A 25,900-nucleotide genomic window follows, 5' to 3' on the forward strand; every position below is an offset into this window, starting at 1 on the left:
GGAAGTCCCCTCTGCTCACCTACTTGCGACATAACTGTTGCAAGTAGTACGTTTTCAGGGTCAACACCGATGCAACTAAGGATGGTCATGGATCTTCAGTTGAAGGACAAGAACGCGCTCGTCACCGGTGCCAGCCGCGGGATCGGCCTGGCTGTCGTCGAGCAGTTGGTCGCGGAGGGCGCACGTGTCGTCGCCGTCGCCCGGACCAGTACGCCGGAGCTACGCGACACCGGCGCCTTCGTCGTACCCGCAGATCTCGCGACCGCGGACGGGCCGGAGCAGGCCGTGGCTGCCGCTCTTGCCGAGGTCGGTGAACTCGATCTACTCGTGAACAACGTCGGCGGTGGCGACGGCGAGCTGGCCAGCGGGTTCCTGGCGATCGACGACGACGCATGGCGTCAGCTGTTCGACGTGAACTACTTCGCCACCGTCCGTACGACGCGGGCCGCGCTCCCGAGCCTGATCCGCCAGGGCGGTGCGATCGTCAACGTCTCGTCGAACTCGGCCCGGGTCCCGTCCGGCGGCCCAGCGCCGTACACAACCGCGAAGGCAGCACTCACCGCACTGGGCAAGGCCCTCGCGGAGGAGTTCGGCCCGCAAGGCGTACGCGTGAACACCGTCTCTCCCGGACCGGTCCGGACGGCTCTCTGGACGGACCCCGACAAGTACGGCGGCCAACTCGCCCGCACCCTCGGCGTCCCCCACGACGCCCTACTGGCCGGCCTCCCGCAACAGATCGGCATGCTCACCGACCGCCTCATCGAGCCGTCCGAAGTAGCCACCCTGATAGTCCAACTCTGCTCCCCACTGGCCGCAAGCATCGTCGGCGCCGACTACCTCATCGACGGCGGCAGCGTGAAGACCGCCTGACCGGTCAAGAGCGAGCGAGAGAGAGGCTAGGCCACCACGAGGGCCTTCTGGGCTTGGGCGGCGAGGGATGTGGCGCGGTCGTCGTCGGAGAGGCCGTCGGCTACCAGGACGGCGTACCGGAGGGAAAGGGTGTCGCCGGCAGGAAACGGGAGTTCTTCGGAGAAGAACGGGGCGGGGCAGACGGCGGCGAAGTCCTCCGAGCGGACGAACCATTCGGGTGGGTGGCGGACGTTGTCGGTGGCGTCGGCGACGATGATCGTCGATGCAGTGTCGGTCTCGTCCTGGCGGGCGGTGAAGCCCATCCACGGGGCGCGTTGACCGCGGAGTTCGTCGCGGCCTTTGCCTTGTGGAGCGAGGATCGTGCCGTTGGTGAAGGCACGCGGCCCGCGCCAGAACAGACCGCCGTACCCGGCGTTCGGCCGACCGGCTGTCGTCGGGCTGCCGATCTGGATGTCGTCGCCGGACACGTTGGTCATCGCGGTCTCGTAGACCAGCACCCAGCCGTCGTCCGCGAGCCGCGTGGTGATCGTGCGCGTCTCGTCGACGACGTGCTTGCCGCCCTGGGTGTGCCAGGACAGGCGGTGCACGAACCGGACCTCGTCGTCGGACACGTCCAGCGCGTCGACCCGGTCGTGGTCCTGCGACCCGTTGTTGCCGAGCGGCCTGTAGCCGTTCTCCTTGGTGTACGTCGGTCCGCCCCAGAAGTTGTCGTGCCCGAAATGCGGCAACGACCACGACATCCCCTTGTGCCACAGGTGATCCCACGGCCGGTACACGCTGACCAGGTCGCCGGTCAGCGTCCGCATCGGGTGGAAGTACGGCCGCGGCGACTCGTACTGCGGATCGTGCGCGTTGTAGACATAGGTGAACAGCTCGCCGCCGCCGGCGGTGACCTGGATCGATTCGTTGACAGCGTGGTTGCAGCCGAGATTCATGACTTCTCCCGTGGTGGTTGCACCGTCCATGGCGCCCCGAGCTCGCCGAACAGCGCCAGCTCGTCCGAGGCCCGGTCGATCCAGTTCTCGACGTTGAGAACGATCGGCCGGCGCTCAAGTCCTTCGCCTTCCCACCGCACGAACTCGTCCGGGATCCGCGCCGGATCCGGCGCCGTCCGCACCGCCTCGACCACGCGGGTGAACGCACCCGTCGCAGCCAGCGGCACATACAGCGGTACGGTGGGATCGGCCCGATGCGCGATCAGATTCTCCAGCAGATCCGCCCGCCCGTACTTCGTCTCGCCGATCCGGTCCGAGGTGTACCGCAGTACGGCGTCGCCCTCGGATCCGTGCACGATCACCGCCGGCTCGAGATGCTCGGTCGCGCACAAGGTGACCGCGATCAAGATCGTCGTACCGCGGCTCGTCACTACGCGCACCGTCGACGTGTCGTCGGACTCGATCGGATTCGCCCGGTACAGCTCCGTCTCGACCGACCGTACGTCGTCGACGCCGGTGGAGCCGTCCAGCAGCAACGCTGCCGCGGTCGCGTGTGCCAGCGGATTCGTCACCGCGCCGTCGACGACATCGACCCCGTCGAGCCTTCGCTTGCCGGCCCAGCGCGCCCGCTCGAAGTACTGCGCCCTGCGCACCCACTTCCCCACCGCGCTGATGCCGCGGATCTCACCCAACTCTCCGTCCGCGACCGTCTTCGCCAGCGTGAGAGTGGCTTCGGACGCCTGCGCCTGGAAACCGACCTGACACGCTCGCCCGGTCTCGTCGACGAGCTTCGTCAGCTCCTCGAATTCGGCCAGGGATGCGGTCGGAGGCTTTTCGAGGAGTACGTCGGCTCCTGCGCGCATCGCCAGCTCCGCCAGCGGGACGTGCGTCTGGATCGGCGTACTGATGATCACGACGTCGACCTGGGCTGCCGAGAGCAACTCTTCGAGGCTGTCGAAGGCGCGCACGCCCTCGGTAGGACGTGGATCGGCGACCGCGACCAGTTCGGCCCGGCCGGCCTCGGCCAGCCGGGTGACGTTGCGAACATGGGAGGCGCCGTGGCCGTGGACTCCGGCCACGGCCACGCGCGTCCTCGTCATCGACAATCAGTTGCTACTGGCAACACTATTTGAGCTCCCCGTTGACCTCGTCAAGGAACGCCTTGGCGGCTGCGTCCGGCGCCTGCCGGCCGAACAGTACCTCGGTCGTGTACCGCTGGATGATCTTCTCCACCTGTCCGCCGCCGACCGGCGGCGCGGGCGAGGGGTCGCCGAGCTCCTTGCCGATGTCCTGGATGAACTTCGCGGACGCGGCGTCGGCCGGCTTCAGCTTCGGCGTCACCGCGGTCCGGATCTCGGTGTTCGGCGGCACGCCCCGCTCGGCCAGCAGAATGTTGCCGGCGGCATCGCTGTTGGCGAGGTAGTTGACGAAGTCGGCGGCTTCCTTCTGGTGCTTCGACCGCGACGAGATCGACCAGAACATCGAGCCCTTGTAGTACGAGCCGTTGTCACTGGCCTTGCCGTCGGTGCTCGGGATCCGCAACAGCTTCAGCTGCTGACCGGACGCCTGGCTGAACGCGAGCAGCTGGTTGCTCCAGATGAAGCTCATCGCCAGCTTGCCGGTCGCCATCGCGGACTGGTCGAGCGCCGCGTTCATGTCCTGCGAGGTGAACTCCGCGGACGGGATCGCCTTCATGTCCCGCAGCTTCAGCACGTACTTGAAGAAGTCGGTGGTCTTGTCCGGCGAGACGCCGAGCTTGCCGTCCTTGGTCCAGAGCGACTCGCCGTTCTGCCGGGCCCACAGGTTCAGGCCGGCCTCGTTCGTGCCGAGCGCGCCGGTCCCCCAGCCCTTGCCGTTCAACTTGGCCGAGATCTCCGCGGAGATCCGGGCGAAGTCGTCCCAGGTCCAGGTGCTGTCGTCTGGGATCGCCACACCGGCCGCCTTGAACACGGCCGGGTTCGCGACCACCGCGAACGAGTTGATGCCCGCGTTGAGCCCGTACAACCCGCCGTCGAACTCGCCGGCGCTCAACGTGTCCGGCTCGAACTTGCCGGTGTCCAGGCCCTGTGCTTTCTTCAGGTCGAGCAGCGCGCCGCGGTCGGCGTACTCACGCAGGTACTTCTCGTCCATCTGGATGATGTCCGGGGCGTCGTTCGCCGCGACCGTGGTGGCCAGCTTGTCCCAGTAACCGGACCACTCGCCGAACTCACCCTTGATCGTGACGTTCGGATGGTCCTTCTGGTACGCGTCGATCACCTGCTGGGTCAGCTTGGTCCGGGTGTCCGACCCCCACCAGGTGAATCGGAGCGTGACCTTGCCGCCGGCCTCGTCCGACGAGCCGCCGGGACCGCCGGAGTCACCGCCGCAGGCGCTTGCCGCCAGCAACGTGGTGGCCAGGGCCAGGGCCGTTGCGACGCGTGGGATGTGCAGCCTCATGATGTGCACCTTTCAGGGGGAGCTACTTGATGCCGGTGGTCGCGATGCCCTTGATCAGGAACCGCTGGCCGAACAGGAAGGCGAGGAAGACCGGGACGAGGGAGACGACCGACATCGCGAACATCGATCCCCAGGAGCTGCTGGAGGTCGAGTCGACGAAGCCCCGCAACGCGACCGGGACGGTGTACATGTGCGGGTCGGTCAGGTAGATCAGCTGGCTGAAGAAGTCGTTCCAGGTCCAGATGAACGTGAAGATCGTCGTAGTGGCCAGTGCCGGCACCATCAGCGGCAGGATCACCCGCAGGAAGATGCTGCCCCGGCCGCAGCCGTCGATCCGGGCGGCCTCGTCCAGCTCGCGCGGGATACCGCGGATGAACTGCACCATCAGGAACACGAAGAACGCGTCCGTCGCCAGCAGCTTCGGCACGATCAGCGGGAGGAACGTGTTGATCCAGCCGGCGTGCGAGAACAGGATGTACTGCGGCACGATCACCACGTGGATCGGCAGCATGATGCTCAGCAGCATGATCGCGAACCAGAACTTCTTGCCGACGAACTCGAGCCGGGCGAACGCGTACGCCGCCATCGAGCAGGACACCAGATTGCCGAGGATCGAACCGAGCACCACCACCGCCGAGTTCAGCAGGTAGCGGGTGAACGGCTCGGTCAATGCGTTCCAGCCGACGCGGTAGTTGTCGATCCGCAGGTCCTTCACCAGGATCCCGGGGTCGCGGAAGATCTCGTTGCCCGGCCGCAGTGAACTGACCACCATCCAGATCACCGGGTAGAGCATCACCAGCGCGGATCCCGCGAGTACGACGTGGATCACCAGCGGCCGGATCCGCGCCCAGGTGATGACGCCGGCCCGTCGGGTGGTGACCGTGGTGCGGAGCGTTTCAGTCGTCATAGAACACCCAGTACTTCGAGAGGAGGAAGTTCGCCGCGGTGAAGATCCCGATGATCACGAGCAGGAACCAGGCCATCGCGGACGCGTAGCCCATGTCGAAGTTCCCGAAGCCCCGGTCGTAGAGGTACAGCGTGAAGAACATCGTCGAGTCCGACGGCCCGCCGCTGCCCCCGGAGACCACGAACGCCTGCGTGAACGCCTGGAACGCGTGGATGATCTGCAGCACCAGGTTGAAGAAGATGATCGGTGTCAGCAGCGGCAGCGTGATGCTGAAGAACCGGCGCAGCGTCCCGGCGCCGTCGACGGACGCGGCCTCGTAGTACATCGAGGGGATCTGTCTGAGGCCGGCCAGGAAGATCACCATCGGCGAACCGAACGTCCACACGTTCAGCACGACGAGCGTGCCCAGCGCCGTACTCGGGTCGGAGATCCAGCCCTTGCCCTCGATGCCGACCACGTCGAGCAACTGGTTCAGCAGACCGGTGGTGCCGAACACCTGTCGCCAGAGGATCGCGATCGCGACACTCGAGCCGAGCAGCGATGGCAGGTAGAAGACCGAGCGGTAGAACGCCATCCCGCGGACGCCACGGTCGAGCACGACGGCCAGCAGCAGGGCGATCGCCAACTGCAGCGGGACCGACACGAAGACGTACGTGAACGTCACTCGGAGCGAGTTGTGCAGCCGCTCGTCGGACAACATCCGGGTGAAATTCTCCAGGCCGATCCACTTCGGGGCCTGGATCAGGTTGTAGTCCGTGAAGGACAGGTACAGCGAGGCCAGCATCGGGCCGATCGTGATCAGGAACAGCCCCAGCAACCAAGGCGCCAGAAAGAGGTAACCGGCCAGGTTGTCTCTCTTGCTGACAGGTCCCACCCCACCGCCCCGGTCAGGCTTCTGACCTGCGGTTTTCTTCCCCCGGAGGCTGCCGAGCTCACCCAGCGCACTCATCGTCTTGGTACCTCCGGAAAGGATGGAAAGCGCTTGCCTTGGCCGGTCAAACTATTACAAGAAACCGGTTCCCGCAAGAGTTCGCCGTCGTCCGGACCGACCGGATCCGGCCGGTTTGCGAGCTATTGACAGGACAAAGTTCCGGAGCGACAGTTCTGAGCATTTGGCAACCGCTTACCGCCCAGGAGGCGCCATGCTGCGACGTACCTTCCTCACCGGTTCGCTGACCACCGTCGCGGTCGGCGCGCTGCATCCGGCCGCGGCGCGTGCTGAGGTATCAGCTGTGGACGAGGACTTCCTGACCCTGCTGACCAACGCCAACCAGGCCCAGATCCCGCTGGTGCTGGCGAACCACCAGAACGCCGGCGACAGCATCCGCACCGTCGCGCGCAAGGCCAGGCGGCTGATCTCCGGGTACGTGTGGGGCAGGTCGACGTACCACCACGACGCCTCGCTGCTCGGGCCGCTCGGTTGGCTGGTCGATCAGCTCGCGGCGCGACAGCACGAGGACGGTCTGTACGACGTCGGCAACCTGCACTCGCCGCCGGACAGCTCGTTCGCGATCCAGGATGTGTGCGTGCTGTACGCGCTGCTCGACGCGGACGACTCGGCGGAGACGTCGTCGTTGCGGACGACGCTCGCTTCCGTGATCCGCAAGGCGGCGCCCGCTCTCGCTGCCGGTGGCGTACACACCCCGAACCACCGGTGGGAGGTGTCGGCGGCGCTCGCCCGCGCGCACCACCTGTTCCCGGACCGGCGGTACGCGGCCCGGATCGACGACTGGCTCGACGAAGGCATCGACGCCACCCCGGACGGGATCTACAGCGAACGCAGCTCGACGTACGCCGCCGAGGTGACCAACCCGTGTTTGCTGACGATCGCCTGGCTGCGCGGCAAGCCGGCCCTGGTGGACTACGTACGGCGGAACCTCGAAGCGACCCTGTACTTCCTCGAGCCGAACGGCGAGATCGACACGACGGCCTCGCGGCGCCAGGACCAGAAGGGTGTGCGCGACGTGTGGTGGTACCTGACGCAGTACCGCGAGCTCGCACTGCACACGAACGACGGCCGCTTCACGACTGTTGCCAAGAGCATCGAAAGCCGCGGGACCGGTGAACTCGGCGACTTCTTGGCCGAGGTGCTCGAGCGGCCTGAACTCGCGGCCACTCTGCCGGCCGCTCACCCCGTGCCCACCGACTTCGTTCAGCACTTCCCGTCGCAGGCGTCGGCCCGGGTACGTCGTGGTGCGCGCACCGCGACCGTTTTCGGCGGGACCGACTTCCCCGACATTCCAGTCATCTCGTCGGGGTTGTCGACCAACCCGACGTTCTTCAAGCTGCGAAACGGCGCGGCGATCCTGGACTCGGTCCGGTTGTCCCCGCAGTTCTTCAGCACCGGACATTTCCGTAGCGACGGTCTGCAGGTGTCCGGGAAGACGTTCCGGCTGTCGTCGGAGGTGAAGGTGCCGTATCACCTCCCCCTTCCGAGGCGCTATCGCCGAGCGGACGGCCGGTACGCATTGACCCCGGACGGTCGCTTCTACGCCTCGATGGACTTTTCTCACCGCCCTAAGCAGTACCGGGTGCTCGACACCGAGATCGCTGTTACGGAGGTCTCGAACGGCTTCGACCTGGTCTTCGAGTTCGCCGGCGACGAGACGGCGTACGCGATCGAGCTCTGCTTCCGGCCGGGCGGGACGTTGGCGGGCGTCGAGGCATTGGATGCTGCTGGCAACTATCAGCTGGTGTCCGGGACGGGCAGCTACACCGTCGGCGCGGACCGGATCGAGTTCGGTCCCGGGAACGGGGCGGCGCGGGTGGCGATGGATCCGGGCGAGCGGTACACCTACCTCGGCGGCAGCCTCACCCCGGACGGCCTTCGGGTGTATCTGACCGGCCGGATCCCGGGACGGCAGGTGCTCCAGCTCAGGACGTCGTAGCTGGTCTGCTGATCCGTATTATCATTGGCGTTTGACTTGACCGACTGGGGCGGTCCAGCTATGGTCGGGCGATGCCACAGAAGGCGACCCGGCTGACCCAGCGCGACATCGCGCGGCTGGCGAATGTCAGCCAGACGACGGTCTCACTGGTGCTGAACAATCGCAGCGACGCGACCGCCCGGATCCCGGCCGAGACCCGGGACCGGGTGCTCAAGGTGATCCGGGAGACCGGGTACCAGGCGGATCCGCTGGCCCGGCGGATGCTCAAGCAGCGCAACCAGATCCTCGGCGTGTTCACCTACGAGTCGGTGTTCCCGAGCACCAGCGGTGACTTCTACTACCCGTTCCTGGCCGGCATCGAGGATCGCGCCGAGCGCCTCGGGTGGGACCTGCTGCTGTTCACCAGCGCCCCGGTCGCGGACGGCCACCGCCGGATCTTCCACGAGAACAACCGCCTCCGCATCGCCGACGGCTGCCTGCTCCTCGGGCGCGAGGTCCCCTCCGACGAGCTCGCCCGCCTGATCGCCGAGGACTACCCGTTCGTCTCGGTCGGCCGCCGCGACGACGCCGGCGCCCCCGTCCCGTGCGTAGGCGCCGACTACACCACCGCAACCCACACCGTCGTCACCCGAGCCATCTCCTTGGGCCACCGCCACGTCGCGTACGCCGGACCCGCCGCAGGCCCCACCCCCATCCCCGAATCCTCAGCCGACCGCCTCCGAGGCTTCCACCAAGCCGCCGGCCCCAAAGCCCTGGTCGTCCCGACAGGCCAACTCGCATCCCGTCCCCCCGGCTCGCCTTCTACCTCCTCCACGCCACAGGCCCGGGAGACGGAAGGCTGGGCCGGCGACCTGCTCGACGTGTTGCTGGATCGGAAGATCACCGCGGTGTTCGTCGAGGAGCGTGCTGACGCGGTGAGCCTGCTGTCCACGGCGACCGCGCGCGGGATCGACGTACCCGGAGATCTTTCGGTAGTCGCGCTCGGTGACTCGACTCGTCCGGTGGCGAGTGACGTGGACTTCAGCGGGTTCCACGTACCGCGGCGGGCGATGGGGGTGCGAGCGGTCGAGCTGCTCGAGGCGATCCTCAGCGGCACCGCGACCTCACAGCAGATCCTGCTCCCGTGCGAGCTGACCGAAGGAACGACTCTCACTCCACCCAAAGGTGTCTGAATGCATACAGAGGTACTTGTGGTCGGCGGCGGACTCGGCGGCGTCGCGGCGGCGCTGGCTGCGTTGCGCGCCGGTCGATCGGTCATCCTGACCGAGGAGTTCGATTGGCTCGGCGGGCAGTTGACCAGCCAGGCCGTCCCGCCGGACGAGCACAGCTGGGTCGAGCAGTTCGGCGTTACGGCGTCGTACCGCGCTCTCCGCGACGGCATCCGCGAGTACTACCGCCGGCACTATCCGCTGACCGCTGCCTCCCGCGCGACCCCCCAGCTGAACCCGGGCGCCGGATACGTGTCCAAGCTCTGCCACGAGCCGCGCGTCGCCCTCGCAGTACTGGAAGCCATGCTCGCGCCGTACCGCGCGAGCCGTCGACTGCGCGTGCTCCAGCCGTACCGTCCGGTCGCGGCCGAGACCGACGGCGATCGGGTCACCGCGGTGACCGTGCAGCACCGCGACTCCGACGAGCAGTTCGCGGTCACAGCGCCGTACATCCTCGACGCGACCGAGACCGGCGAGCTGCTGCCGCTCACCGGGACGGAGTACGTGACCGGCTTCGAGTCGCAGCGCGAGACCGGCGAGCCGAGCGCGCCCTCGGAAGCGCAGCCGATGAACATGCAGGCGGTCTCGTACTGCTTCGCGGTCGATCACGTCGACGGCGACCAGGTCGGCGACAAGCCGGCCAACTACGCCTTCTGGCGGAACTACCAGCCGTCGTTCTGGGGCGACCGCCTACTGTCCTGGACCGCGCCGAACCCGCGGACCCTGGAGACGTCGCACCGCTCCTTCACGCCGAACCCGGACGACGATCCACTTGCCGTGGTTGCCGATCAGCGCCTGACCGGCGGCGACACGAACCTGTGGACGTTCCGCCGGATCGCCGCGCGCCGGCACTTCGTCCCGGGCGCGTACGAGAGCGACATCTGCCTGGTCAACTGGCCGATGATCGACTACTTCGAGGGCCCGGTCATCGACGTACCGGACGCTTCGAAACACCTGGCCGCGGCTCGCGAGCTGTCGCAGTCCGTCTTCTACTGGCTGCAGACCGAGGCGCCTCGGCCCGACGGCGGGTCCGGTTTCCCCGGGCTGCGGCTGCGCGGGGATCTGCTCGGGTCCGCGGACGGGCTGGCGCAGGCGCCGTACATCCGGGAGTCGCGGCGGATCAAGGCGGAGTACACGATCGTCGAGCAGGACCTCTCGGTCGCGGTGCGCGGCGACCGGGGCGCGGTCGAGTACGACGACACCGTCGGGGTCGGGATGTATCGCATCGACCTGCATCCGTCGACCGGCGGCGACAATTACATCGATGTCGCGAGCAGCCCGTTCCGGATCCCGCTCGGCGCGCTGATCCCGCAGCGGGTCGAGAATCTTCTTCCTGCCAACAAGAATCTCGGCACGACCCACATCACCAACGGCTGCTACCGGCTCCATCCGGTCGAATGGAACATCGGCGAGTCCGCGGGCGCGCTGGCGGCGTTCTGCCTGGATCGGGGCGCAACGCCGCGCGCGGTCCGCAGTACTCCGGCTCTGCTCGAGGAGTACCAGTCGCGTCTAGCCGCCGACGGCGTCGAGCTGAGCTGGCCGGAGGTAGCGGGCTACTAAAATGACGGAGTGAGCTTCCACGCCGCTGCCTTCATCGCCACCAGCCTCGACGGCTACATCGCCCGCCCCGACGGCTCCATCGACTGGCTCACCACCCGAGCCGAACAGGCCGGCGAGACCGGGTACGACGAATTCATGTCCTCGATCGACACCGTCGTACTCGGCCGCAACACCTATGAGCTGGCCCTGACGTACGACCTCTGGCCGTACGAAGGCAAGCAGGTAGAGGTCCTCAGCTCCACCCTCGACCCGAACGCCGACGACCGTATCCTCGTCCACCGCACCCTGGAAGCCCTCGTAGAAACCCTCACCGACCGAGGCGCCCAACGCATCTACACCGACGGCGCCAGAACCATCCAAACCTTCCTGACCGCCGGCCTCCTCAACGAACTGACCATCACCACCGCCCCCGTCCTCCTAGGCACCGGCATCCCCCTCTTCGGCCCCCTCCCCACCGAAATCCCCTTAACCCACAACGCCACCCGAACCCTGAAAGCCGGCTTCACCCAGTCCGACTACACGATCCAGCACTGAAGTGCGGGACGAGCTGGCTCTCCTGTGGATAACCGATGTGGCTGAAATGCCTTGCTCATAAGGGGTTCTAGGTCGGAAAACTGTCGGAGGTCCTGTCTAGGCTTGTCGGCATGGAGGTCCTCGGCGAACGACCCGTCTGGTCGATGAGCGACAGCGAGAAGCTGTCCGCTCTCGACGCGGTCGTCGCGGAGAAGGCCCGCCTGGAGACCCTCGAGCTCCACCTCATCGCAGCCATCGACCAGTCCGGCTACGCCACCGATCTCGGCGCCGGCGACACGGCTCGCCTCCTGACCCATCGATACCGCACCGACGCCACCGAAGCCCGGCGCCAGGTCCGCATCGCCACCGACCTGCCCAAGTACTCCGCCACCACCGCCGCTCTCCCCGACCCCAGCACGCCCTTTGCCGGCCCGGCCACCGCACATCCAGCCGAGGTTGACGACCCAAACGAGGCTGTGGACGACGTGCGGGATGGAGGCACTCCGGGGTGGCGCGTCTCGCCTGCCCAGGCGGCCGCGATCGTCTCCGTCCTGAACCAGGTCCCCGCGACGGTCCCGGCCGAGGACCTGGAGTTCGCCGAGCACCAACTCATCGGCCTGGCCGCCACCCACACCCCGACCGAGCTCCGCCGCGCCGGCCGCAAGATCCGCGACATCCTCGACCCCGACGGCCCCGAGCCAGACGAGAAGGCGGCGTACACCCGCGAGTCCCTCACCCTGAAGACCGTCGACCGCGGCGTCACCTTCCGCGGCTATCTCGCCAACGAGAACGCCGAACTCTTCCGCACCCTGATCCACGCCCACGCCAAGCCCCACAAAACCATCGACGGCCAACAAGACCCCCGCCCCCGCGACAAACGCCAAGCCGACGCCCTCACCACCATCCTCGCCACCGCAACCAGCACCGCGCCAACTGCCTCGAGATCACGAGCAGGCACAGCCACCTCACCCGAGCACAACAACGCCGTCGCGCCTGAGGCAGTACTGCCTGCACTCGATGGAGCCGTTAGTACGGCGGATGACGGGGATCTGGGCAACGCGACTGGAGCGGCCAACAGCGTCGACAGCGCCGGCGACAACTTGGTACCAGGTCACGGACCGAAGCCGCACATCAGCATCACCATCGACTACAACGGCCTCACCGCCGCGACAGCCAACGCCACCGGCCAGCTGACCTTCGGCGACAACCTCTCCGCCGCGACCGTACGCCGCCTCGCCTGCGACGCCCAGATCCTCCCCATCGTCCTCGGCAGCAAGTCACAACCCCTCGACGTCGGCACCACCCAACGCCTCGTCACCCGCCCGATCCGCCGCGCCCTCAACGCCCGCGACAAAGGCTGCGTCATCTGCAACGCCCCACCCATCCAGTGCGAGGCCCACCACATCATTTCCTGGCTTGATGGCGGCCCCACCGCCATCAACAACCTCGCCCTGCTCTGCAAACGCCACCACCTCGACCTTCACTCCGGCCACTGGCAGATCCGCATCCTCAACGGCGTCGTGCATGTCACTCACCCCACCTGGGCCACTCCCACGGCGATCCCGCCTGGCAGATACCAACCGCCGACGGCCGATATCGTTCACCGGCCCGCCACCCCACCGCTCAGCCCGTGGGGCGACGGAGAACCTGCCGCGCCACCAGCAGGCCCCAACAGTCCGCCACCTGCCGACACCGGCGAACCCGCGCCATTCGATCCGTGGGGCGACAACCAGCCTGCTGCCTGAAACCGGGGTCTGTTGCCCGACTGGCGGACGTCGGCATCTAGTCGATCCGCGGGCGTGCTCGCCCGAGCCCCCAAGCTCGACGGGGCTTTCGCACCTCAGTCAGCCACGCGGCGCGCACGTCGTACATCGCAGTCGCGACAGCGGTCAGTCTGGTACCTACGCGTCAGGCTCCAGCCCGTGCTTCGGCTGGAGCCTGACCTGTAGACGACGCCGAGGCTAGAAAGTCGCCTCAGCAGTGACCTTGACGTACTTGCCGAACGTACCGTCCGGGATGCAGTTCAGCACCTGGGTCTGCCCCGGCTCGAGCCCCCGAGGCCTGCGCGTCCTTTGTCACCTTCCAACCGGCCAGCGTCTCGTGCTTGCCGATGGTGAACGCCTTGCCGACCACCACCGCACGCGGCGCATTCTTCTGCTGGTCCTGTTCGATCGACTTGCCCACGTCGTTGGCAGCTTTGCCAAGCATCGCGACGCAACTGACGAGTCCGATCAGGCCGAGGAGCGCGATGATCCCGATGACCTTCGGCGCGGTGTGCTTCTTCTTCGGCGGCAGCATCGGCTGCATGGGCTGCATCGGCTGCCCCTGGGCAGGCGGCTGCGGGTACTGCTGTGTCATGAATCCCCCCACATGGTGAACGGGCCACCCCTGACCCGACAGTGGAGGAATTTTCGGGCGCACTGGCCAGGTAGTCGATCGTGCGGCAGCGCGCAACGTCGGCGGTAGCCGGCCGCGGTCCGGCGGCAGCCGGAAAGTCCGGCGATAGCCGGGAGGATGCACCGGCGATAAGCCGGGGGGTGGGTGGGAGCGCGCGTAGCCGGCGTGACGAGGCGCGGAGCGGCGAAGGAACGGCTGCGTAGCGTGCGGGGGCTGAATTACCTCAGGAGTTGGGCGGCTTCGGTGGCCCAGTAGGTGAGGATTGTGTCGGCGCCGGCTCGGCGGATGGAGGTCAGGGTTTCGAGGATGGCGGCTTCGCGGTTGAGCCAGCCGTTGGCGGCGGCGGCTTCTACCATGGCGTATTCGCCGGAGATGTTGTACGCGGCAACGGGGAGGTTCACGTGGTCGCGGACCTGGCGGATGATGTCGAGGTAGGCCAGGGCGGGCTTGACCATGACGATGTCTGCGCCTTCGGCGATGTCCAGGTCGACTTCGCGGATCGCGTCGCGGGCGTTGGCGTTGTCCTGCTGGTACGTCTTCCGATCGCCGGTGAGGGACGAGTCGACCGCCTCGCGGAACGGGCCGAAGAACGCCGACGCGTACTTCACGGCGTACGCCAGGATCACGGTGTCGATGAAGCCGGCCTTGTCCAAGGCGGCGCGGACGACGCCGACCTGGCCGTCCATCATCCCGGACGGGCCGACGACGTGCGCGCCCGCCGAAGCCTGCGCGACACCCATCTCGGCATAGATCTTCAACGTCGCGTCGTTGTCGACCCGGCCTTCAGAGTCGAGTACGCCGCAGTGCCCGTGCGACGTGAACTCGTCGAGGCACAGGTCCGACATCACCAGCAGCGAGTCACCGGCCTCGGCAACCGCATCGGCGATCGCCACGTTCAGAATCCCGTTCGGATCCAGCGCTCCGGAGCCAACGGGATCCTTCGACGTGGGTACGCCGAACAACATCACCCCACCGAGACCAAGAGAAGCAGCCTCGGCGACTGCCTTCCGGGCCGTGTCCCGGGTGTGCTGTACGACGCCCGGCATCGACCTGATCGGGATCGGCTCCCGGGCGTCCTCCCGGATGAACATCGGCAGGATCAACTGCCGCGGTTCGATGGTCGTCTCCGCGACCAGGCGACGCACCGCCGCGGACGACCGAAGCCGCCGCGGCCTGACCTCCGGGAAACCACCAGGCATGGAACTCAGCTCTTCCGACGAGATCCCGAGCGACGCTCGGACGGACGGGTGACCGGCTCACCGGCCTCCACCATGGTGTCACGCCGATCCGCACCGAACCGGGCGAGGGCGTCGGCCAGCTCCTCGACCGACGGCGACTCGGCCATCGCGTCGACGCGCAGGCCGTGCTCCTCGGCGGTCTTCAGCGTGGCCGGGCCGATCACCGCGATCACGGTCGACGCGTGCGGCTTGCCGGCGATACCGACCAGGTTCCGCACCGTCGAGGACGAAGTGAACACGACCGCGTCGAACTTGCCCGACTTGATCGCCTCGCGGGTCGGCGCGGGCGGCGGGGCGGCGCGCACGGTCCGGTACGCCGTGACGTCGTCGACCTCCCAGCCGAGATCGGTGAGTCCGGCAACGAGTGTCTCGGTGGCGATGTCCGCCCGCGGCAGGAACACGCGGTTGATCGGGTCGAGCACCTCGTCGAACGGCGGCCAGTCCTCGACCAGCCCGGCGGCGGACTGCTCACCGGACGGGACCAGGTCCGGACGGATGCCCCAGGCACCGATCGCCTCGGCGGTCTTGTCGCCGACCGCCGCGATCTTCAGCCCGGAGAACGCCCGCGCGTCCAGCCCGTACTCGTCGAACTTCTCCCGGACCGCCTTCACCGCGTTGACCGAGGTGAACGCGACCCACTCGTAGCGTCCCTCGACCAGACCGCGGATGGCCTTGTCCATCTGCTGCGGATTGCGCGGCGGCTCGACCGAGATCGTCGGGACCTCTTCCGGCGTCGCGCCGTAGCGACGGAGCCGGTCCATCAGCGGACCGGCCTGGTCCTTCGTGCGAGGCACGAGGATCCGCCAGCCGAACAGCGGCTTGGTCTCGAACCAGGACAGCGCCTCGCGCTGCTCGACCACCGCGCCGACCACGATGACGGCCTCGCCGGTCACCTTGGAGGCACGCAGGTCCGCGACGATCGACTCCAGCGTCCCGACCACGCTGGTCTGCGCGGTCGTCGTACCGCCGACGGTCACGGCGACCGGGGTGGCGGCGTCGAAGCCGCCCTCGACCAGCGCCGCGACGGTCTCCTTCAAGGTCTCGACAGCGTTCAGCAGGACCAGCGTCTGCTTCGGCTGCAGCCGGCCCAGGTCGAGCTTGTTCTCGGCCAGGTCGACGACGGTGACCTCGCGGTCGCCCTTCATCGTCAGCGGGATCCCGGCGTACGTCGGGACCGCGCTCACCTCGCTGACACCCGGGACGACGTTGAACCCGATCCCCGCCTTCTTGCACGCGGCCGCCTCCTCGGCGCCGCTGGAGAAGGTGAACGGGTCCCCGGTCAGCAGGCGTACGACGTTCGCCGCGGTCTTGGCCGTCTTCACGACGAGCCGCGCCCGGGCCGCGATCCGCAGCGCCCGGCTGCCCTCGGCACCCGAGCCGTCGATGACCTCGACACCCGGCTTGCAGTAGGTCAGGAACGCGTCGTGTTCGGGGCCCTCGACAACGACCGCGTCGGCGTTGGCGAGCACGTCACGGCCGGCCAGCGTCAGCAGTGCGGGGTCACCGGGGCCGACGCCGACGAATGTCACGTGGCCGAGTGGTCTGGTCTGCTTGACGGTACTGGTCGCAGCCTTCTGAGGTGCCGCGGTGGCCGCTGTCTTCGCGCTCACGTCTGCCTTCGCCCTCGTCGTTTTCCTGCTCGTCTTGTGGGCCGTCTTGTGGGCCGCCGTCGTAGTGCCCTGTGCCGGTGTCATGTTCGCTCCAGCAGTTCGTTCGCCAGCGCTTTGCCGAGAGACACCGGGTCTTCCACCGGCCCGTTCGCGGAGAGCCGTCGTACGCCGTCCTCCTGGCCGAGCGCGCCCCGTAGCCACAGCTCCGGGCCGTCCTCACCCTCGACCACCTCGGCGAGCGCGCCGACCGGAGCCGTGCACCCTGCCTCGAGCGTGGCCAGCAGTTGCCGTTCCGCCGTCACCGCCGCGCGGGTGGCCGGGTCCTCGAGGTGCGCCAGGGCGGCCAGCACTTCGGTGTTGTCCGACCGGCACTCGATGGCCAGCGCGCCCTGCCCCGGCGCGGGCAGCATCTGGATCGGGTCCAGCGTCTCGGTGACCTCGGACAGCCGTCCGAGCCGGGACACCCCGGCGCGGGCGACGATCACCGCGTCCACCTTGCCGTCGGTGACCAGCCCGATCCGGGTGTCCACGTTGCCGCGGACCCCGGTGCACTCGACACCAAGGCCGAGCGCGTCGATCTGCGCGACGCGACGTGCGGCCCCGGTGCCGATCACCGAACCGCGCGGCAGCTCGCCGAGCGTCAGGCCGTCACGGGCGATGAGTACGTCGCGCGGGTCCTCGCGGAGCGGGATGGCGCCGAGCACCAGACCGTCGACCGGGGCGGTCGGGAGGTCCTTGAGGGAGTGGACCGCGATGTCGATCTCGTCGGCCAGCAAGGCGTCGCGCAGTGCGCTGACGAAGATGCCGGTGCCGCCGATCTGCTCGACCGGGGCACGGTTCACGTCGCCGGTGGTCGTGATCAGCACGAGCTCGACCTCATGGCCGAGCTTGCGCAGCTCATCCGCGACGAGGGTCGACTGCGCGGTCGCGAGCGCGGAACGGCGGGTACCGAGCCGGATCATGCCTGCTCACCTCCACCCTGCCGGGCATCCGCGGATGTCTTGCTGGTCTCTTCGGGCGACTTGACCGCTGTCACCGCGTCGACCGTTGCCTGGTCGAGCGCGAACAGCTCGCGCAGCGCGTCGGCGTACGTCGGTCCGCCCGGGTCTCCCCCGAGCTCCTTCACCCGAACCGTCGGGTTGTGCAGCAGCTTGTCGACGACACGGCGGATGGTCCGCGAGACCTCGTGCCGCTGCTGCTCGTCGAGACCAGGGAGCCGGCGATCCAGCCGGGCCAGCTCGGAGTCGACCAGCTCGGTCGCCATCGTCCGCAGCGCGACCACGGTCGGCGCCACCGACGCGGCCCGCCGGGTCGCCTCGAACGCACCGGTCTCCTCGCCGACGATCCGGCGTACCTCGTCGATGTCGGCGTCGCTGCCGCCCGCCGTACCAGCCAGGTCGGCGAGCGTGACCAGCGTGACGCCGGGGATCCGGGCGACCTCGGGAGCGACGTCCCGCGGCAGGGCGACGTCGAGCACGCCGAGCGGCCGCCCGTCGCTCGCGTTGCGGATCATCTCTTCGGTCAGCACGACGCCACGCGCGCCGGTGCAGGACACGATCAGGTCGGCCTCGCGCAGCGCATCCGGCACGTCGGCCAGGCGGATCGCCGTACCGCCGATCCGGTCGGTCAGCGCGACCGCGCGGTCGTAGTTGCGGTTGGCAATGGTCACGCTCTTGGCGCCACCGTTGATCAGGGTCTGCGCGGCGAGCGAGGCCATCGAACCGGCGCCGACGACCAGCGCGCGACGGCCTTCGAACCCGCCGACCGCCTCGAGTCCGGCCGAGACGACCGAGCGTCCGGCGGAGTCGATACCGGTCTCGGTCCTGGCCCGCTTGCCGACCCGCAACGCGTGCTGGAACAGGGCGTTCAGGTCGGTGCCGATGGTCTCCAGGTCCTGGCCGACGCGCAGCGTCTCCTTCACCTGGCCGAGGATCTGGCTCTCGCCGACGATCATCGAGTCCAGCCCGACCGCGACCTGGAACAGGTGCGCGACCGAACCCTCCTCGAAGTGCACGTAGAGGTGCTCGGCCAGATCCAGCAGCGGTACGCCGGTGATGTCGGACAGGATCGCGGTGACCTCGTCCATGCCCGCGTGGAACCGGTCGACGGTCGCGTAGACCTCGGTCCGGTTGCAGGTGGCAAGTACTGCGGACTCGGCAACCGCCGGGGTCTGCTGGACGGCCAGCGCCAGCTTGGTCGCCGCGTCCGCGTCGAGCGCGACCCGCTCGAGGACGTTGATGTCAGCGGAACGATGACTGATGCCGACGACCAGGTAACTCATGCGCCGACACCCCCGACACTCGGGAGATCCGTCAGACCGTTCATCGCTGGTAGTTCGGGCACCTGGGGGAGCGCCGCCTCTCCGGACTTTCGTTGTTCGTGGTACGCCAGGATCTGCAACTCGATCGAGAGGTCCACCTTGCGGATGTCGACGCCGTCGGGCACGGACAGCACCACGGGCGCGAAGTTCAGGATGCTGGTCACGCCGGCGGCGACCAGCCGGTCGCACACCTCCTGGGCCGGACCGGCGGGCGTGGTGATCACGCCGATCGAGACCCGGTCGCGCTCGACGATGTCCTCGAGCTCGGCGAAGTCGCGGACCTCCATGTCGCCGATCCGCTCGCCGACCAGCTTCGGGTCGGCGTCGAGCAGGGCGACGATGCGGAACCCGCGGGTGCCGAAGCCGGAGTAGTTCGCCAGCGCGTGGCCCAGGTTTCCGATCCCGACGATGACCACGGCCCAGTCCTGGGTGACGCCGATCTCGCGGGCGATCTGGTAGCGCAGGTACTCGACGTCGTACCCGACGCCGCGGGTGCCGTACGACCCCAGGTAGGACAGGTCCTTGCGGAGCTTGGCGGAGTTCACGCCGGCCGCGGTCGCCAGATCCTCGCTCGACGCGGTCGCGATGCCGCTGTCCGAGAGCGCGGTCAGGGCCCGCAGGTAGACCGGCAAGCGCGCGACAGTCGCCTCGGGGATGCCGCGTTCGGTTCTCGTCGGCGGGCCGGGGCGACGGCTGCTGGCACGCGTCACAATTCTCCTGGGAGCGGTTGGTTCACCGCGGTCTGACGGCCGGCGGCGGTTCTTACTCTAGGAGCTTGTGAACGTGAGAACAAAATCGGCGATGGGTGACCTGCAAGACACGCCCTAGGTTGTCAAGGCCTTCCTGAGCCTCGCCGGGTCCACCCGCCAGAAGTCGTGCTGCTTGCCGTCGACGAACGTGACCGGGATCTGCTCGCCGTACTCCGTGAACAGCCGGTCATCCTGGGTGATGTCGACCTCGGTCCACTCCACGCCGAGCTCGGCGCAGACCGAGCGGATGATCTCCCGGGCGTCGTCGCACAGGTGACACCCCGGCTTGCCGTACATCGTGACCCGGCTCATCGACCGCTCTCCCGCAGCCGCCCCTTGGCGACCTTGCCCGTGACCGAGTGCGGCAACTGGTCCACGACCTCGATCTCCACCGGCGACTTGAACCGCGCGAGCCGGCCGTCGGCGTACTCACGGACCGCCGAGACATCCACCGTGGTGCCGGCCCGCGGTACGACGAACGCCTTCACCGCCTCGCCGGTCTCTTCGGACGGCATGCCGATGACGGCCGCCTCCCGTACGCCGGGAGCGGCGACCAGTACTTCCTCGACCTCGCTCGGGAACACGTTGAAGCCGGACACGATGATCAGCTCGCGCAACCGGTCGACCAGGAACAGATCGCCGTCCGCGTCGAGGAACCCGACGTCACCGGTCCGGTACCAGCCTTCGGCGTCCGGACCGTCCACGGCGTCCGGCCAATAGCCGGAGAACAGGTTGCGGCCGCGGATCAGGATCTCGCCGGGGTCGTCGCCCTCGACGTCCTCGCCTTGCTCGTCGGCGATCCGGAGCTCGACGTTCGGCAGCGGGCGGCCGACCGAGCCGGGCTTCGGCTCGGACTCGCCGAGGGTCGTGGTGACACCCGGGGACGCCTCGGTCAGGCCGTACCCCTGGTGCACGAAGTGACCGCTCACCTGTTCGAAGCGGTCCGCGAGCGTGCGGTCGAGCGTGGACGCGCCGGTCAGCACGACCTTGACCGAGCGCAGCGCCTCGCGCAGATCGGCCCGGCCCAGGAGGGTGTGCAGCGCCGGCGGAGCGAGCGGCAGGCGCGTCACGCCGTACTTGCCGACCAGGTCGAGGGTCTCCTCGGGGTCGAACCGCTGCTCGACGATCAGTGCGGCACCGGTCGCGACGGCCCAGCCGAGGACGGCGTTCAAGCCGAACGCGTGGAACATCGGCAGCACCCCGAGGACCACGTCCTCGGGGCCCATCCGGTCCTCTCCGAGCTCGGTGAGGTTCTGCACATTCGCGGAAAGTGCCCGATGGGTGAGCATCGCGGCACGCGGATCTCCACTGGTTCCGGACGTGTACAGCAGCACCGCGAGCGCCTCGGGATCGATCGGCGGCGGTAACGGAGCGTCACCTTCGAGCTGGCCCGGCGCCACCGTCCGGACGCCCTCGATCCGGTCCGCGAGGCCCGGTCCGGCAACCGCCAGCCGCGCTCCGGAGTGCGCCACGACGGTCGCGATCTCGGGCTTGGTCAGCCCGGTGTTCAGCGGTACCGCGACCAGGCCGGCCCGGAGAATGCCCAGGTAGGACGTGACGAAGTCGATGCTGTTGGCAACCAGGAGCAGGACCCGGTACCCAGGCACCAGGCCGGCCGCGGCGAACCCCTGCGCGGTCCGGTCGACGGCCTCGTCGACCTCGCTCCAGGTCAGCCGCCGGTCCCCGTCGACCAGCGCGGGACGCTCGCCGTGCCGTTGCGCTGTGTCACGAAGAATGTCCGCGAAATTCACGTTCACCAGGTGAGTCTGTCACGCCCGGGGGCGGCACCAACTTTCAACCGGCTTGCGCAGAACGGTTGCAGCAGAGCGTGACCACCGATATACAGGTGACTTCGCGGGCGCGCTTCTGTCGAACCTCACACTGCAGAAACCCGGCCGCGCGGGGAACCTCATGCGCGATGCACCACCATCCCCGACAGCAGGCTGCTCCGACCTACGGACGCAGTCCGCTGGCGCATTCGTGACGACCAGACCGGACGGAAGGCGGCACGCCTCAGGCTGTTGACAGTGTGCGTTCGAGCGGTAACGCTCTGTCCTGTCCCAGCCACTGTGGCCATTCGCGGATGTGTCAGAAGACGTGTCAGTTGAACGGGGAGAAAACTTGACCACGCCGGAGCCAAGCCCGGACGGGATGAGACGTGCAGAGCTCGTCGATCGCGCCCAGGCCGGGGACGTCGGTGCCTTCGGAGAGCTGTACGACGAGTACTCGCTCACCGTCTATCGCTACATCTATGCGCGGGTGTCCTCGTCGGCACTCGCAGAGGACCTGACCAGCGAGACCTTCGTCCGGGCGCTGCGCGCGCTGGACTCGTTCCGCTGGCAGGGCCGGGACTTCGGCGCCTGGCTGGTGACGATCGCCCGGAACCTGATCACCGACCACTACAAGTCCGGCCGGGTCCGGCTGGAAGTGGTCACCGACGAGATCGAGACCCACGACCGGCAGACCGAGGGTCCGGAGATCGATGTGCTCGCCGCCGCCACCGCAGAGGTACTGCGGGACGCGGTCGCGGGTCTGCCCGACGAGCAGCGCGACTGCCTGACGATGCGGTTCTTCGCCGGCCTGTCGATCGCGGAAACGGCCAAGGCGCTCGAGAAGTCAGAGGGCGCCGTCAAGCAACTGCAACTGAGGGCCGTGAGGCACTTGGCGAAGGTTATCCCCAAGGACTTGAGGTGAGGCGGATGACAACGAATGTCTTTCGTAACCCGTCAGCGAGTTTCCTCGTTCCTCTTCATGAGGACCTGTCGGTGACCCCGACTGGCCATTGAGGAGAACGAACATCATGAGTGACCTACACAGGGCTCGAGCGCGCGCGGAGTCATTCGCGCACGCCGTCGATCACGGGCCCCGTCACTCCGCGCGACTGAGCGATGACCCCGAGTTGCTGGAAGCTGTGGAGCTGGTCGGACGGCTGAGGACCGCCGGCGCAGTTGCACCGCGACCGGAGTTCAGCGCCGAGTTGCGGCACCGTCTGCTGGAGCAGGCGGCGGCGCGCGCGGCGACCACTGCGACTCCGACGATGGTGCGCAGCGCACCGGACAGCTCGGACGACCCGCCGGGTCGCGAGGACGTTGGCGCGTCCGTGACAGATATCCGCCGCCGACAGGGCCGGAGGATCCGGCTCGTGGCCAGTACCGCCGCGCTCGTCCTGCTCGGAGGTGGCATCGGTTCTGCCGCCGCCGCCCAGCAGGCCATGCCCGGCGACACCTTGTACGGAATGAAGCGCAGCATCGAGAACGTGTCGACCAATGTGAGCGTCGGGGACGACTCACGCGGCCGGCGCGACCTCGAGCACGCGATGACCCGATTGTCCGAAGTCCGCGAGCTCGCCGGCAACGGCGGTTCGGTGGGCACGATCAACGCGACCCTGGACGACTTCTCGGCGCAGTCCCGCAAGGGTGTGTCCCGATTGGTCGCGTCGTACCAGCAGGACGGCGACGAGAGTTCGATCAGCGCGATCACGGCCTTCATCACCAGCGCCCGCCAGGCTCTTGTGGGGCTCGCGCCCAAACTCCCGCCGGAGTCGCTGAAGTCCGGAGTGGAGGCGCTGGCGACGATCGAGCAGCTGGCGCAGCACACGTCCGCGGCCTGCCCGAAGTGCGCGGCGCCGAAGTCGGCCAACACCGGCGGCGGCACCACCAGCAAGCCGAACCGGACCACACCCGGCAACGGCGAGCCGAGTGACCCGACCAAGCCGGGGACGAGCACCAAGGCGTCCTCGACGATCCCGACACCCGGTGCGTCGACCACGCTGCAGCCGAGCACGGCGCCGACCAAGATTCCGAACACCACGATCGTCGAGGAGTCCACGGTTCCGCCTCCGACGGTCCTGAAGACGCCACCCAAGCCGTCGTCGTCAAACTCGCCGACTACGACGCCCACGGTGCTGCCTTCGACGCTCACCCCGTCCACGCCGGCCTGGCCGTGGCCGTTCCCGACGACTCCCCTGATCGATCTTCCGGGGATCATCCAGACCCTGCTTCCGCCCTGGAAGTAGGACCTGGAGGTAAGACGCAGAGAAGCCCGGCACACCGATCGTGTGCCGGGCTTCTTGCTGTCCGGGTTCAGAAGAAGACGCTGCGGCGTTGCATCAGCAGGGTGTACAGAGTCTGCTGGATCGTTTCGCGGACCTGGTCGGTGACGTTGAAGACCAGCATCGGGTCGTCCGCGGCGCCGTCCGGGAATTCGTCGGTGCGGATCGGCTCGCCGAACTCGATCAGCCACTTCGACGGCAGCGGGATCAGGCCGAGCGGACCGAGCAGCGGGAAGAACGGCGTGATCGGGATGTACGGGACGCCGAGCAGGCGCGCCAGCGAGGCGATGTTGCCGACCAGCGGATAGATCTCCTCGGCGCCGACGATCGAGCACGGGACGATCGGTACGCCGGTGCGCATCGCGGCGCTGACGAACCCGCCCCGCCCGAACCGCTGCAGCTTGTACCGCTCGGAGAACGGCTTGCCGAGGCCCTTGAACCCCTCGGGCCAGACGCCGACCAGGTTGCCCTGGCGGAGCAGCCGTTCGGCGTCGTCGTTGTTCGCCAGCGTGGCGCCGCCCTTACGGGACAGCTCGCCGACGAACGGCGTCTGGAACACCAGATCCGCCGCCAGCGTGCGGAGCGGCCGGCCGGTGTGGTCCGCGACGACGACCTGGGTCACCAGTCCGTCGATCGGCATCGTGCCGGAGTGGTTCGCGACGATCAGCGCGCTGCCGTCGGTGGGGATGTTCTCGATGCCGCGCACCTCGACGCGGAACCACTTCTCCACCATCGGGCGCAGCATCGGCAGCAGCACCTGGTCGGTCAGATCGGAGTCGTACCCGAACTCGTCGAGCTCGTAGTCACCGCTCAGCCGCCTGCGCAGGAACGCCAGCCACTCGGCGACGCGGCGCTCGCCGTCCTCACCGAACAGCTCCCGCACCATCCGCTCCAGCCGCCCGAAGTCGAGCTCGGACAAATCCGGCCCACCGACATCGGGCACGATCCCCAGTGCCTCGGCGTGCGCCTCATCCGCCCCGTGACCCGCCGAGCTCTGCGGGTCGTCCACCCGGACGCGCCCCGCGGATGCGCCGCCCGCCCCCGCAGCGGAACGGCCGGTGGCCGTGCCGTCGGCGGGTTGGTCGCCGCCGCGGTTGTTCTTCTTCTTGCCCGGACCCGCGAGTGCGCGGGCGGCGGCGGACGGCGTCGTACGGCGTCCGCTCCCGCGGCCGGGGCGGCCGCCGGAGCCGATCGGGATCACGTCCGCGTCAGCCACGCAGCGCTCCCAGCCCCGCGCCGAGGAGGCCGGCCACCCGCGTCATCGCGCCGACGCCGAGCGAGGCCCGGAAGTCGTCGAACGCCTCCGCGGTCGTGTACTTCGGCTCGAATCCGAACTCGGTCCGCATCCGGGTCGTGTCCACGCCGCGCCCGTAGGTCAGGAACGTGATCTGGTCCGGCGAGAAGTCCGCGAGCCGGGCCCGCCGTACGGCGGCGGCCGTGCTGGACGCGGTGAAAGAGGGCAGCCGGAGCGTCGGCCGGCCGAGCCGGCGGATCGCCTGGGACAGCGAGAGCATGCCGTCACCGGCCAGGTTGAAGGTCCCGGGAAGATCGTCGACGGTCGCGCGCAGGATCGCCTCGACGCCGTCGTCCTCGTGCAGGAACTGCAGGCGGGCGTCGTACCCGAAAACGGTCGGCACGACGGGGAGGCCGAAGTACCGTGTGATGGGGGAATCGGTCTTGGGGCCGATCCAGTTCGCCATCCGGAGCGTGGTGACGCAGACATCGGGGCGGCGCCGGGCAAAACCGCGCACATACCCCTCGACCTCGACGGCGTCCTTGCTCAGCCCGTGGTGATGGATCGCGCGCGGCGCCATCTCCTCGGTGAACATGGCCGGATCGCGCGGCCCGGCGCCGTACACCGTGGTCGAGGACTTGACCACCAGCTTGGCCACGCCGGACGCCTTCTGGCAGGCGGCGAGCAGCTGCATGGTGCCGATGACGTTGATCTCCTTCATCGACGAACGACCACCGGCGCTACCCGGGGTCGCCACGACGCCCGTATGGACGACCGTATCCACGCCTTCGGCCGCGATCACCTTCGCGATCACGGGATTGCGGATGTCGGCCCGGACGAACCGGACCCGCCCGAGCTCGGCCCGTGGCGGGACCACATCGACCCCGAGCACGGTGCCGATCGCCGGATCTTCGGCCAGCCTGCGGGCACAGCGAGCACCGGCGTCTCGCGAGACGCCGGTCACCATCACTACCTGTGCCACGA

The 25,900-nt window shown here is 68.3% G+C and carries 23 protein-coding genes; 8 read left to right on the forward strand and 15 right to left on the reverse strand.

The annotated features are described in order from the left end of the window. Positions 1-87: 87 nt before the first annotated feature. Positions 88-870, forward strand: coding sequence for an SDR family NAD(P)-dependent oxidoreductase (locus OHA10_RS07180; protein ID WP_371405379.1), 783 nt, complete (start codon positions 88-90; stop codon positions 868-870). A 26-nt stretch (positions 871-896) separates the two neighbouring features. On the opposite strand, the gene OHA10_RS07185 is transcribed toward OHA10_RS07180, so the two are convergent. Genes OHA10_RS07185 through OHA10_RS07205 form a run of 5 tightly spaced genes read right to left on the reverse strand, consistent with a single transcriptional unit; the run spans position 897 to position 6,097 of the window. Continuing rightward, complete coding sequence (locus OHA10_RS07185) at positions 897-1,805, reverse strand: PmoA family protein (RefSeq protein WP_371405380.1); 909 nt, start codon at positions 1,803-1,805, stop codon at positions 897-899. Beyond that, positions 1,802-2,905: a Gfo/Idh/MocA family protein gene (locus OHA10_RS07190; RefSeq protein WP_371405381.1), complete on the reverse strand. Its 1,104-nt coding sequence runs from the start codon at positions 2,903-2,905 to the stop codon at positions 1,802-1,804. The genes OHA10_RS07185 and OHA10_RS07190 overlap by 4 nt, the downstream gene beginning before the upstream one ends. A gap of 25 nt (positions 2,906-2,930) precedes the next feature. Beyond that, on the reverse strand, positions 2,931-4,241 hold the full coding sequence (locus OHA10_RS07195) for an ABC transporter substrate-binding protein (RefSeq protein WP_371405382.1): 1,311 nt from the start codon (positions 4,239-4,241) through the stop codon (positions 2,931-2,933). Between the two features lie 22 nt (positions 4,242-4,263). After that, positions 4,264-5,148 (reverse strand): carbohydrate ABC transporter permease, encoded by an 885-nt coding sequence (locus OHA10_RS07200; RefSeq protein WP_371405383.1) that lies wholly within the window; start codon positions 5,146-5,148, stop codon positions 4,264-4,266. Beyond that, positions 5,138-6,097 carry a carbohydrate ABC transporter permease gene (locus OHA10_RS07205; RefSeq protein WP_371405384.1) on the reverse strand — a complete coding sequence of 320 codons (960 nt, stop codon included), beginning with the start codon at positions 6,095-6,097 and terminating at the stop codon, positions 5,138-5,140. The genes OHA10_RS07200 and OHA10_RS07205 overlap by 11 nt, the downstream gene beginning before the upstream one ends. 193 nt (positions 6,098-6,290) lie before the next feature. Between OHA10_RS07205 and OHA10_RS07210 the strand changes: the two genes are divergently transcribed. The 5 genes from OHA10_RS07210 (at position 6,291) to OHA10_RS07230 (ending at position 13,062) form a co-directional block, all read left to right on the forward strand. Further along, positions 6,291-8,036 carry a hypothetical protein gene (locus OHA10_RS07210; protein ID WP_371405385.1) on the forward strand — a complete coding sequence of 582 codons (1,746 nt, stop codon included), beginning with the start codon at positions 6,291-6,293 and terminating at the stop codon, positions 8,034-8,036. A 71-nt stretch (positions 8,037-8,107) separates the two neighbouring features. Beyond that, complete coding sequence (locus tag OHA10_RS07215) at positions 8,108-9,208, forward strand: LacI family DNA-binding transcriptional regulator (RefSeq protein ID WP_371405386.1); 1,101 nt, start codon at positions 8,108-8,110, stop codon at positions 9,206-9,208. Next, positions 9,209-10,804, forward strand: coding sequence for an FAD-dependent oxidoreductase (locus OHA10_RS07220; RefSeq protein WP_371405387.1), 1,596 nt, complete (start codon positions 9,209-9,211; stop codon positions 10,802-10,804). It begins immediately after the preceding gene. Between the two features lie 9 nt (positions 10,805-10,813). Beyond that, positions 10,814-11,338, forward strand: a complete 525-nt coding sequence (locus OHA10_RS07225; RefSeq protein ID WP_137256550.1) for a dihydrofolate reductase family protein — start codon at positions 10,814-10,816, stop codon at positions 11,336-11,338. 110 nt (positions 11,339-11,448) lie between these two features. Beyond that, positions 11,449-13,062 (forward strand): DUF222 domain-containing protein, encoded by a 1,614-nt coding sequence (locus OHA10_RS07230; protein ID WP_371405388.1) that lies wholly within the window; start codon positions 11,449-11,451, stop codon positions 13,060-13,062. Positions 13,063-13,291: 229 nt separating this feature from the next. Here the strand turns inward: OHA10_RS07230 and OHA10_RS07235 are convergent, their stop codons facing one another. From OHA10_RS07235 to OHA10_RS07270, 8 genes are all read right to left on the reverse strand, one after another. Continuing rightward, positions 13,292-13,675, reverse strand: coding sequence for a hypothetical protein (locus OHA10_RS07235; RefSeq protein ID WP_371405389.1), 384 nt, complete (start codon positions 13,673-13,675; stop codon positions 13,292-13,294). 257 nt (positions 13,676-13,932) lie between these two features. After that, positions 13,933-14,913, reverse strand: a complete 981-nt coding sequence (hemB, locus tag OHA10_RS07240) for a porphobilinogen synthase (protein WP_371405390.1) — start codon at positions 14,911-14,913, stop codon at positions 13,933-13,935. A 5-nt stretch (positions 14,914-14,918) separates the two neighbouring features. Beyond that, positions 14,919-16,646 carry a uroporphyrinogen-III synthase gene (locus OHA10_RS07245; RefSeq protein ID WP_371405391.1) on the reverse strand — a complete coding sequence of 576 codons (1,728 nt, stop codon included), beginning with the start codon at positions 16,644-16,646 and terminating at the stop codon, positions 14,919-14,921. Then, the gene (gene hemC, locus OHA10_RS07250; RefSeq protein WP_371405392.1) at positions 16,643-17,524 is read right to left on the reverse strand and encodes a hydroxymethylbilane synthase; all 882 of its coding nucleotides are present in this window, start codon (positions 17,522-17,524) and stop codon (positions 16,643-16,645) included. The genes OHA10_RS07245 and hemC overlap by 4 nt, the downstream gene beginning before the upstream one ends. Continuing rightward, positions 17,521-18,843, reverse strand: coding sequence for a glutamyl-tRNA reductase (locus OHA10_RS07255; protein ID WP_371405393.1), 1,323 nt, complete (start codon positions 18,841-18,843; stop codon positions 17,521-17,523). Before OHA10_RS07255 ends, hemC begins: the two co-directional genes overlap by 4 nt. Continuing rightward, positions 18,840-19,592 (reverse strand): redox-sensing transcriptional repressor Rex, encoded by a 753-nt coding sequence (locus OHA10_RS07260; protein WP_137256542.1) that lies wholly within the window; start codon positions 19,590-19,592, stop codon positions 18,840-18,842. Before OHA10_RS07260 ends, OHA10_RS07255 begins: the two co-directional genes overlap by 4 nt. Positions 19,593-19,706: 114 nt before the next feature. Next, complete coding sequence (locus tag OHA10_RS07265) at positions 19,707-19,943, reverse strand: glutaredoxin family protein (RefSeq protein ID WP_371405394.1); 237 nt, start codon at positions 19,941-19,943, stop codon at positions 19,707-19,709. Beyond that, entirely contained in the window at positions 19,940-21,388 is a 1,449-nt protein-coding gene (locus OHA10_RS07270) for a class I adenylate-forming enzyme family protein (RefSeq protein WP_371405395.1), read from the reverse strand. The genes OHA10_RS07265 and OHA10_RS07270 overlap by 4 nt, the downstream gene beginning before the upstream one ends. Positions 21,389-21,782: 394 nt before the next feature. On the opposite strand from OHA10_RS07270, the gene OHA10_RS07275 reads away from it, so the two are divergent. Both OHA10_RS07275 and OHA10_RS07280 read left to right on the forward strand, forming a co-directional pair. Continuing rightward, positions 21,783-22,325: a sigma-70 family RNA polymerase sigma factor gene (locus OHA10_RS07275; protein WP_130384882.1), complete on the forward strand. Its 543-nt coding sequence runs from the start codon at positions 21,783-21,785 to the stop codon at positions 22,323-22,325. Positions 22,326-22,431: 106 nt separating this feature from the next. Continuing rightward, positions 22,432-23,646: a DUF5667 domain-containing protein gene (locus OHA10_RS07280; RefSeq protein WP_371405396.1), complete on the forward strand. Its 1,215-nt coding sequence runs from the start codon at positions 22,432-22,434 to the stop codon at positions 23,644-23,646. Between the two features lie 67 nt (positions 23,647-23,713). Here the strand turns inward: OHA10_RS07280 and OHA10_RS07285 are convergent, their stop codons facing one another. Both OHA10_RS07285 and OHA10_RS07290 read right to left on the reverse strand, forming a co-directional pair. Then, positions 23,714-24,898, reverse strand: a complete 1,185-nt coding sequence (locus tag OHA10_RS07285) for a lysophospholipid acyltransferase family protein (protein WP_371405397.1) — start codon at positions 24,896-24,898, stop codon at positions 23,714-23,716. Beyond that, positions 24,891-25,883 (reverse strand): NAD-dependent epimerase/dehydratase family protein, encoded by a 993-nt coding sequence (locus OHA10_RS07290; RefSeq protein ID WP_371407909.1) that lies wholly within the window; start codon positions 25,881-25,883, stop codon positions 24,891-24,893. Before OHA10_RS07290 ends, OHA10_RS07285 begins: the two co-directional genes overlap by 8 nt. Positions 25,884-25,900 lie beyond the last annotated feature (17 nt).

It is taken from the genome of Kribbella sp. NBC_00662, assembly GCF_041430295.1.
In the GTDB taxonomy this organism is placed as follows: domain Bacteria; phylum Actinomycetota; class Actinomycetes; order Propionibacteriales; family Kribbellaceae; genus Kribbella.

Coding starts and splice junctions, on each gene's coding strand:
- OHA10_RS07180 (WP_371405379.1), top strand. CDS start 88: ATGGATCTTCAGTTGAAGGACAAGAACGCGCTCGTCACCGGTGCCAGC.
- OHA10_RS07185 (WP_371405380.1), bottom strand. CDS start 1,805: ATGAATCTCGGCTGCAACCACGCTGTCAACGAATCGATCCAGGTCACC.
- OHA10_RS07190 (WP_371405381.1), bottom strand. CDS start 2,905: ATGACGAGGACGCGCGTGGCCGTGGCCGGAGTCCACGGCCACGGCGCC.
- OHA10_RS07195 (WP_371405382.1), bottom strand. CDS start 4,241: ATGAGGCTGCACATCCCACGCGTCGCAACGGCCCTGGCCCTGGCCACC.
- OHA10_RS07200 (WP_371405383.1), bottom strand. CDS start 5,148: ATGACGACTGAAACGCTCCGCACCACGGTCACCACCCGACGGGCCGGC.
- OHA10_RS07205 (WP_371405384.1), bottom strand. CDS start 6,097: ATGAGTGCGCTGGGTGAGCTCGGCAGCCTCCGGGGGAAGAAAACCGCA.
- OHA10_RS07210 (WP_371405385.1), top strand. CDS start 6,291: ATGCTGCGACGTACCTTCCTCACCGGTTCGCTGACCACCGTCGCGGTC.
- OHA10_RS07215 (WP_371405386.1), top strand. CDS start 8,108: ATGCCACAGAAGGCGACCCGGCTGACCCAGCGCGACATCGCGCGGCTG.
- OHA10_RS07220 (WP_371405387.1), top strand. CDS start 9,209: ATGCATACAGAGGTACTTGTGGTCGGCGGCGGACTCGGCGGCGTCGCG.
- OHA10_RS07230 (WP_371405388.1), top strand. CDS start 11,449: ATGGAGGTCCTCGGCGAACGACCCGTCTGGTCGATGAGCGACAGCGAG.
- OHA10_RS07235 (WP_371405389.1), bottom strand. CDS start 13,675: ATGACACAGCAGTACCCGCAGCCGCCTGCCCAGGGGCAGCCGATGCAG.
- hemB (WP_371405390.1), bottom strand. CDS start 14,913: ATGCCTGGTGGTTTCCCGGAGGTCAGGCCGCGGCGGCTTCGGTCGTCC.
- OHA10_RS07245 (WP_371405391.1), bottom strand. CDS start 16,646: ATGACACCGGCACAGGGCACTACGACGGCGGCCCACAAGACGGCCCAC.
- hemC (WP_371405392.1), bottom strand. CDS start 17,524: ATGATCCGGCTCGGTACCCGCCGTTCCGCGCTCGCGACCGCGCAGTCG.
- OHA10_RS07255 (WP_371405393.1), bottom strand. CDS start 18,843: ATGAGTTACCTGGTCGTCGGCATCAGTCATCGTTCCGCTGACATCAAC.
- OHA10_RS07265 (WP_371405394.1), bottom strand. CDS start 19,943: ATGAGCCGGGTCACGATGTACGGCAAGCCGGGGTGTCACCTGTGCGAC.
- OHA10_RS07275 (WP_130384882.1), top strand. CDS start 21,783: ATGAGACGTGCAGAGCTCGTCGATCGCGCCCAGGCCGGGGACGTCGGT.
- OHA10_RS07280 (WP_371405396.1), top strand. CDS start 22,432: ATGAGTGACCTACACAGGGCTCGAGCGCGCGCGGAGTCATTCGCGCAC.
- OHA10_RS07290 (WP_371407909.1), bottom strand. CDS start 25,883: ATGGTGACCGGCGTCTCGCGAGACGCCGGTGCTCGCTGTGCCCGCAGG.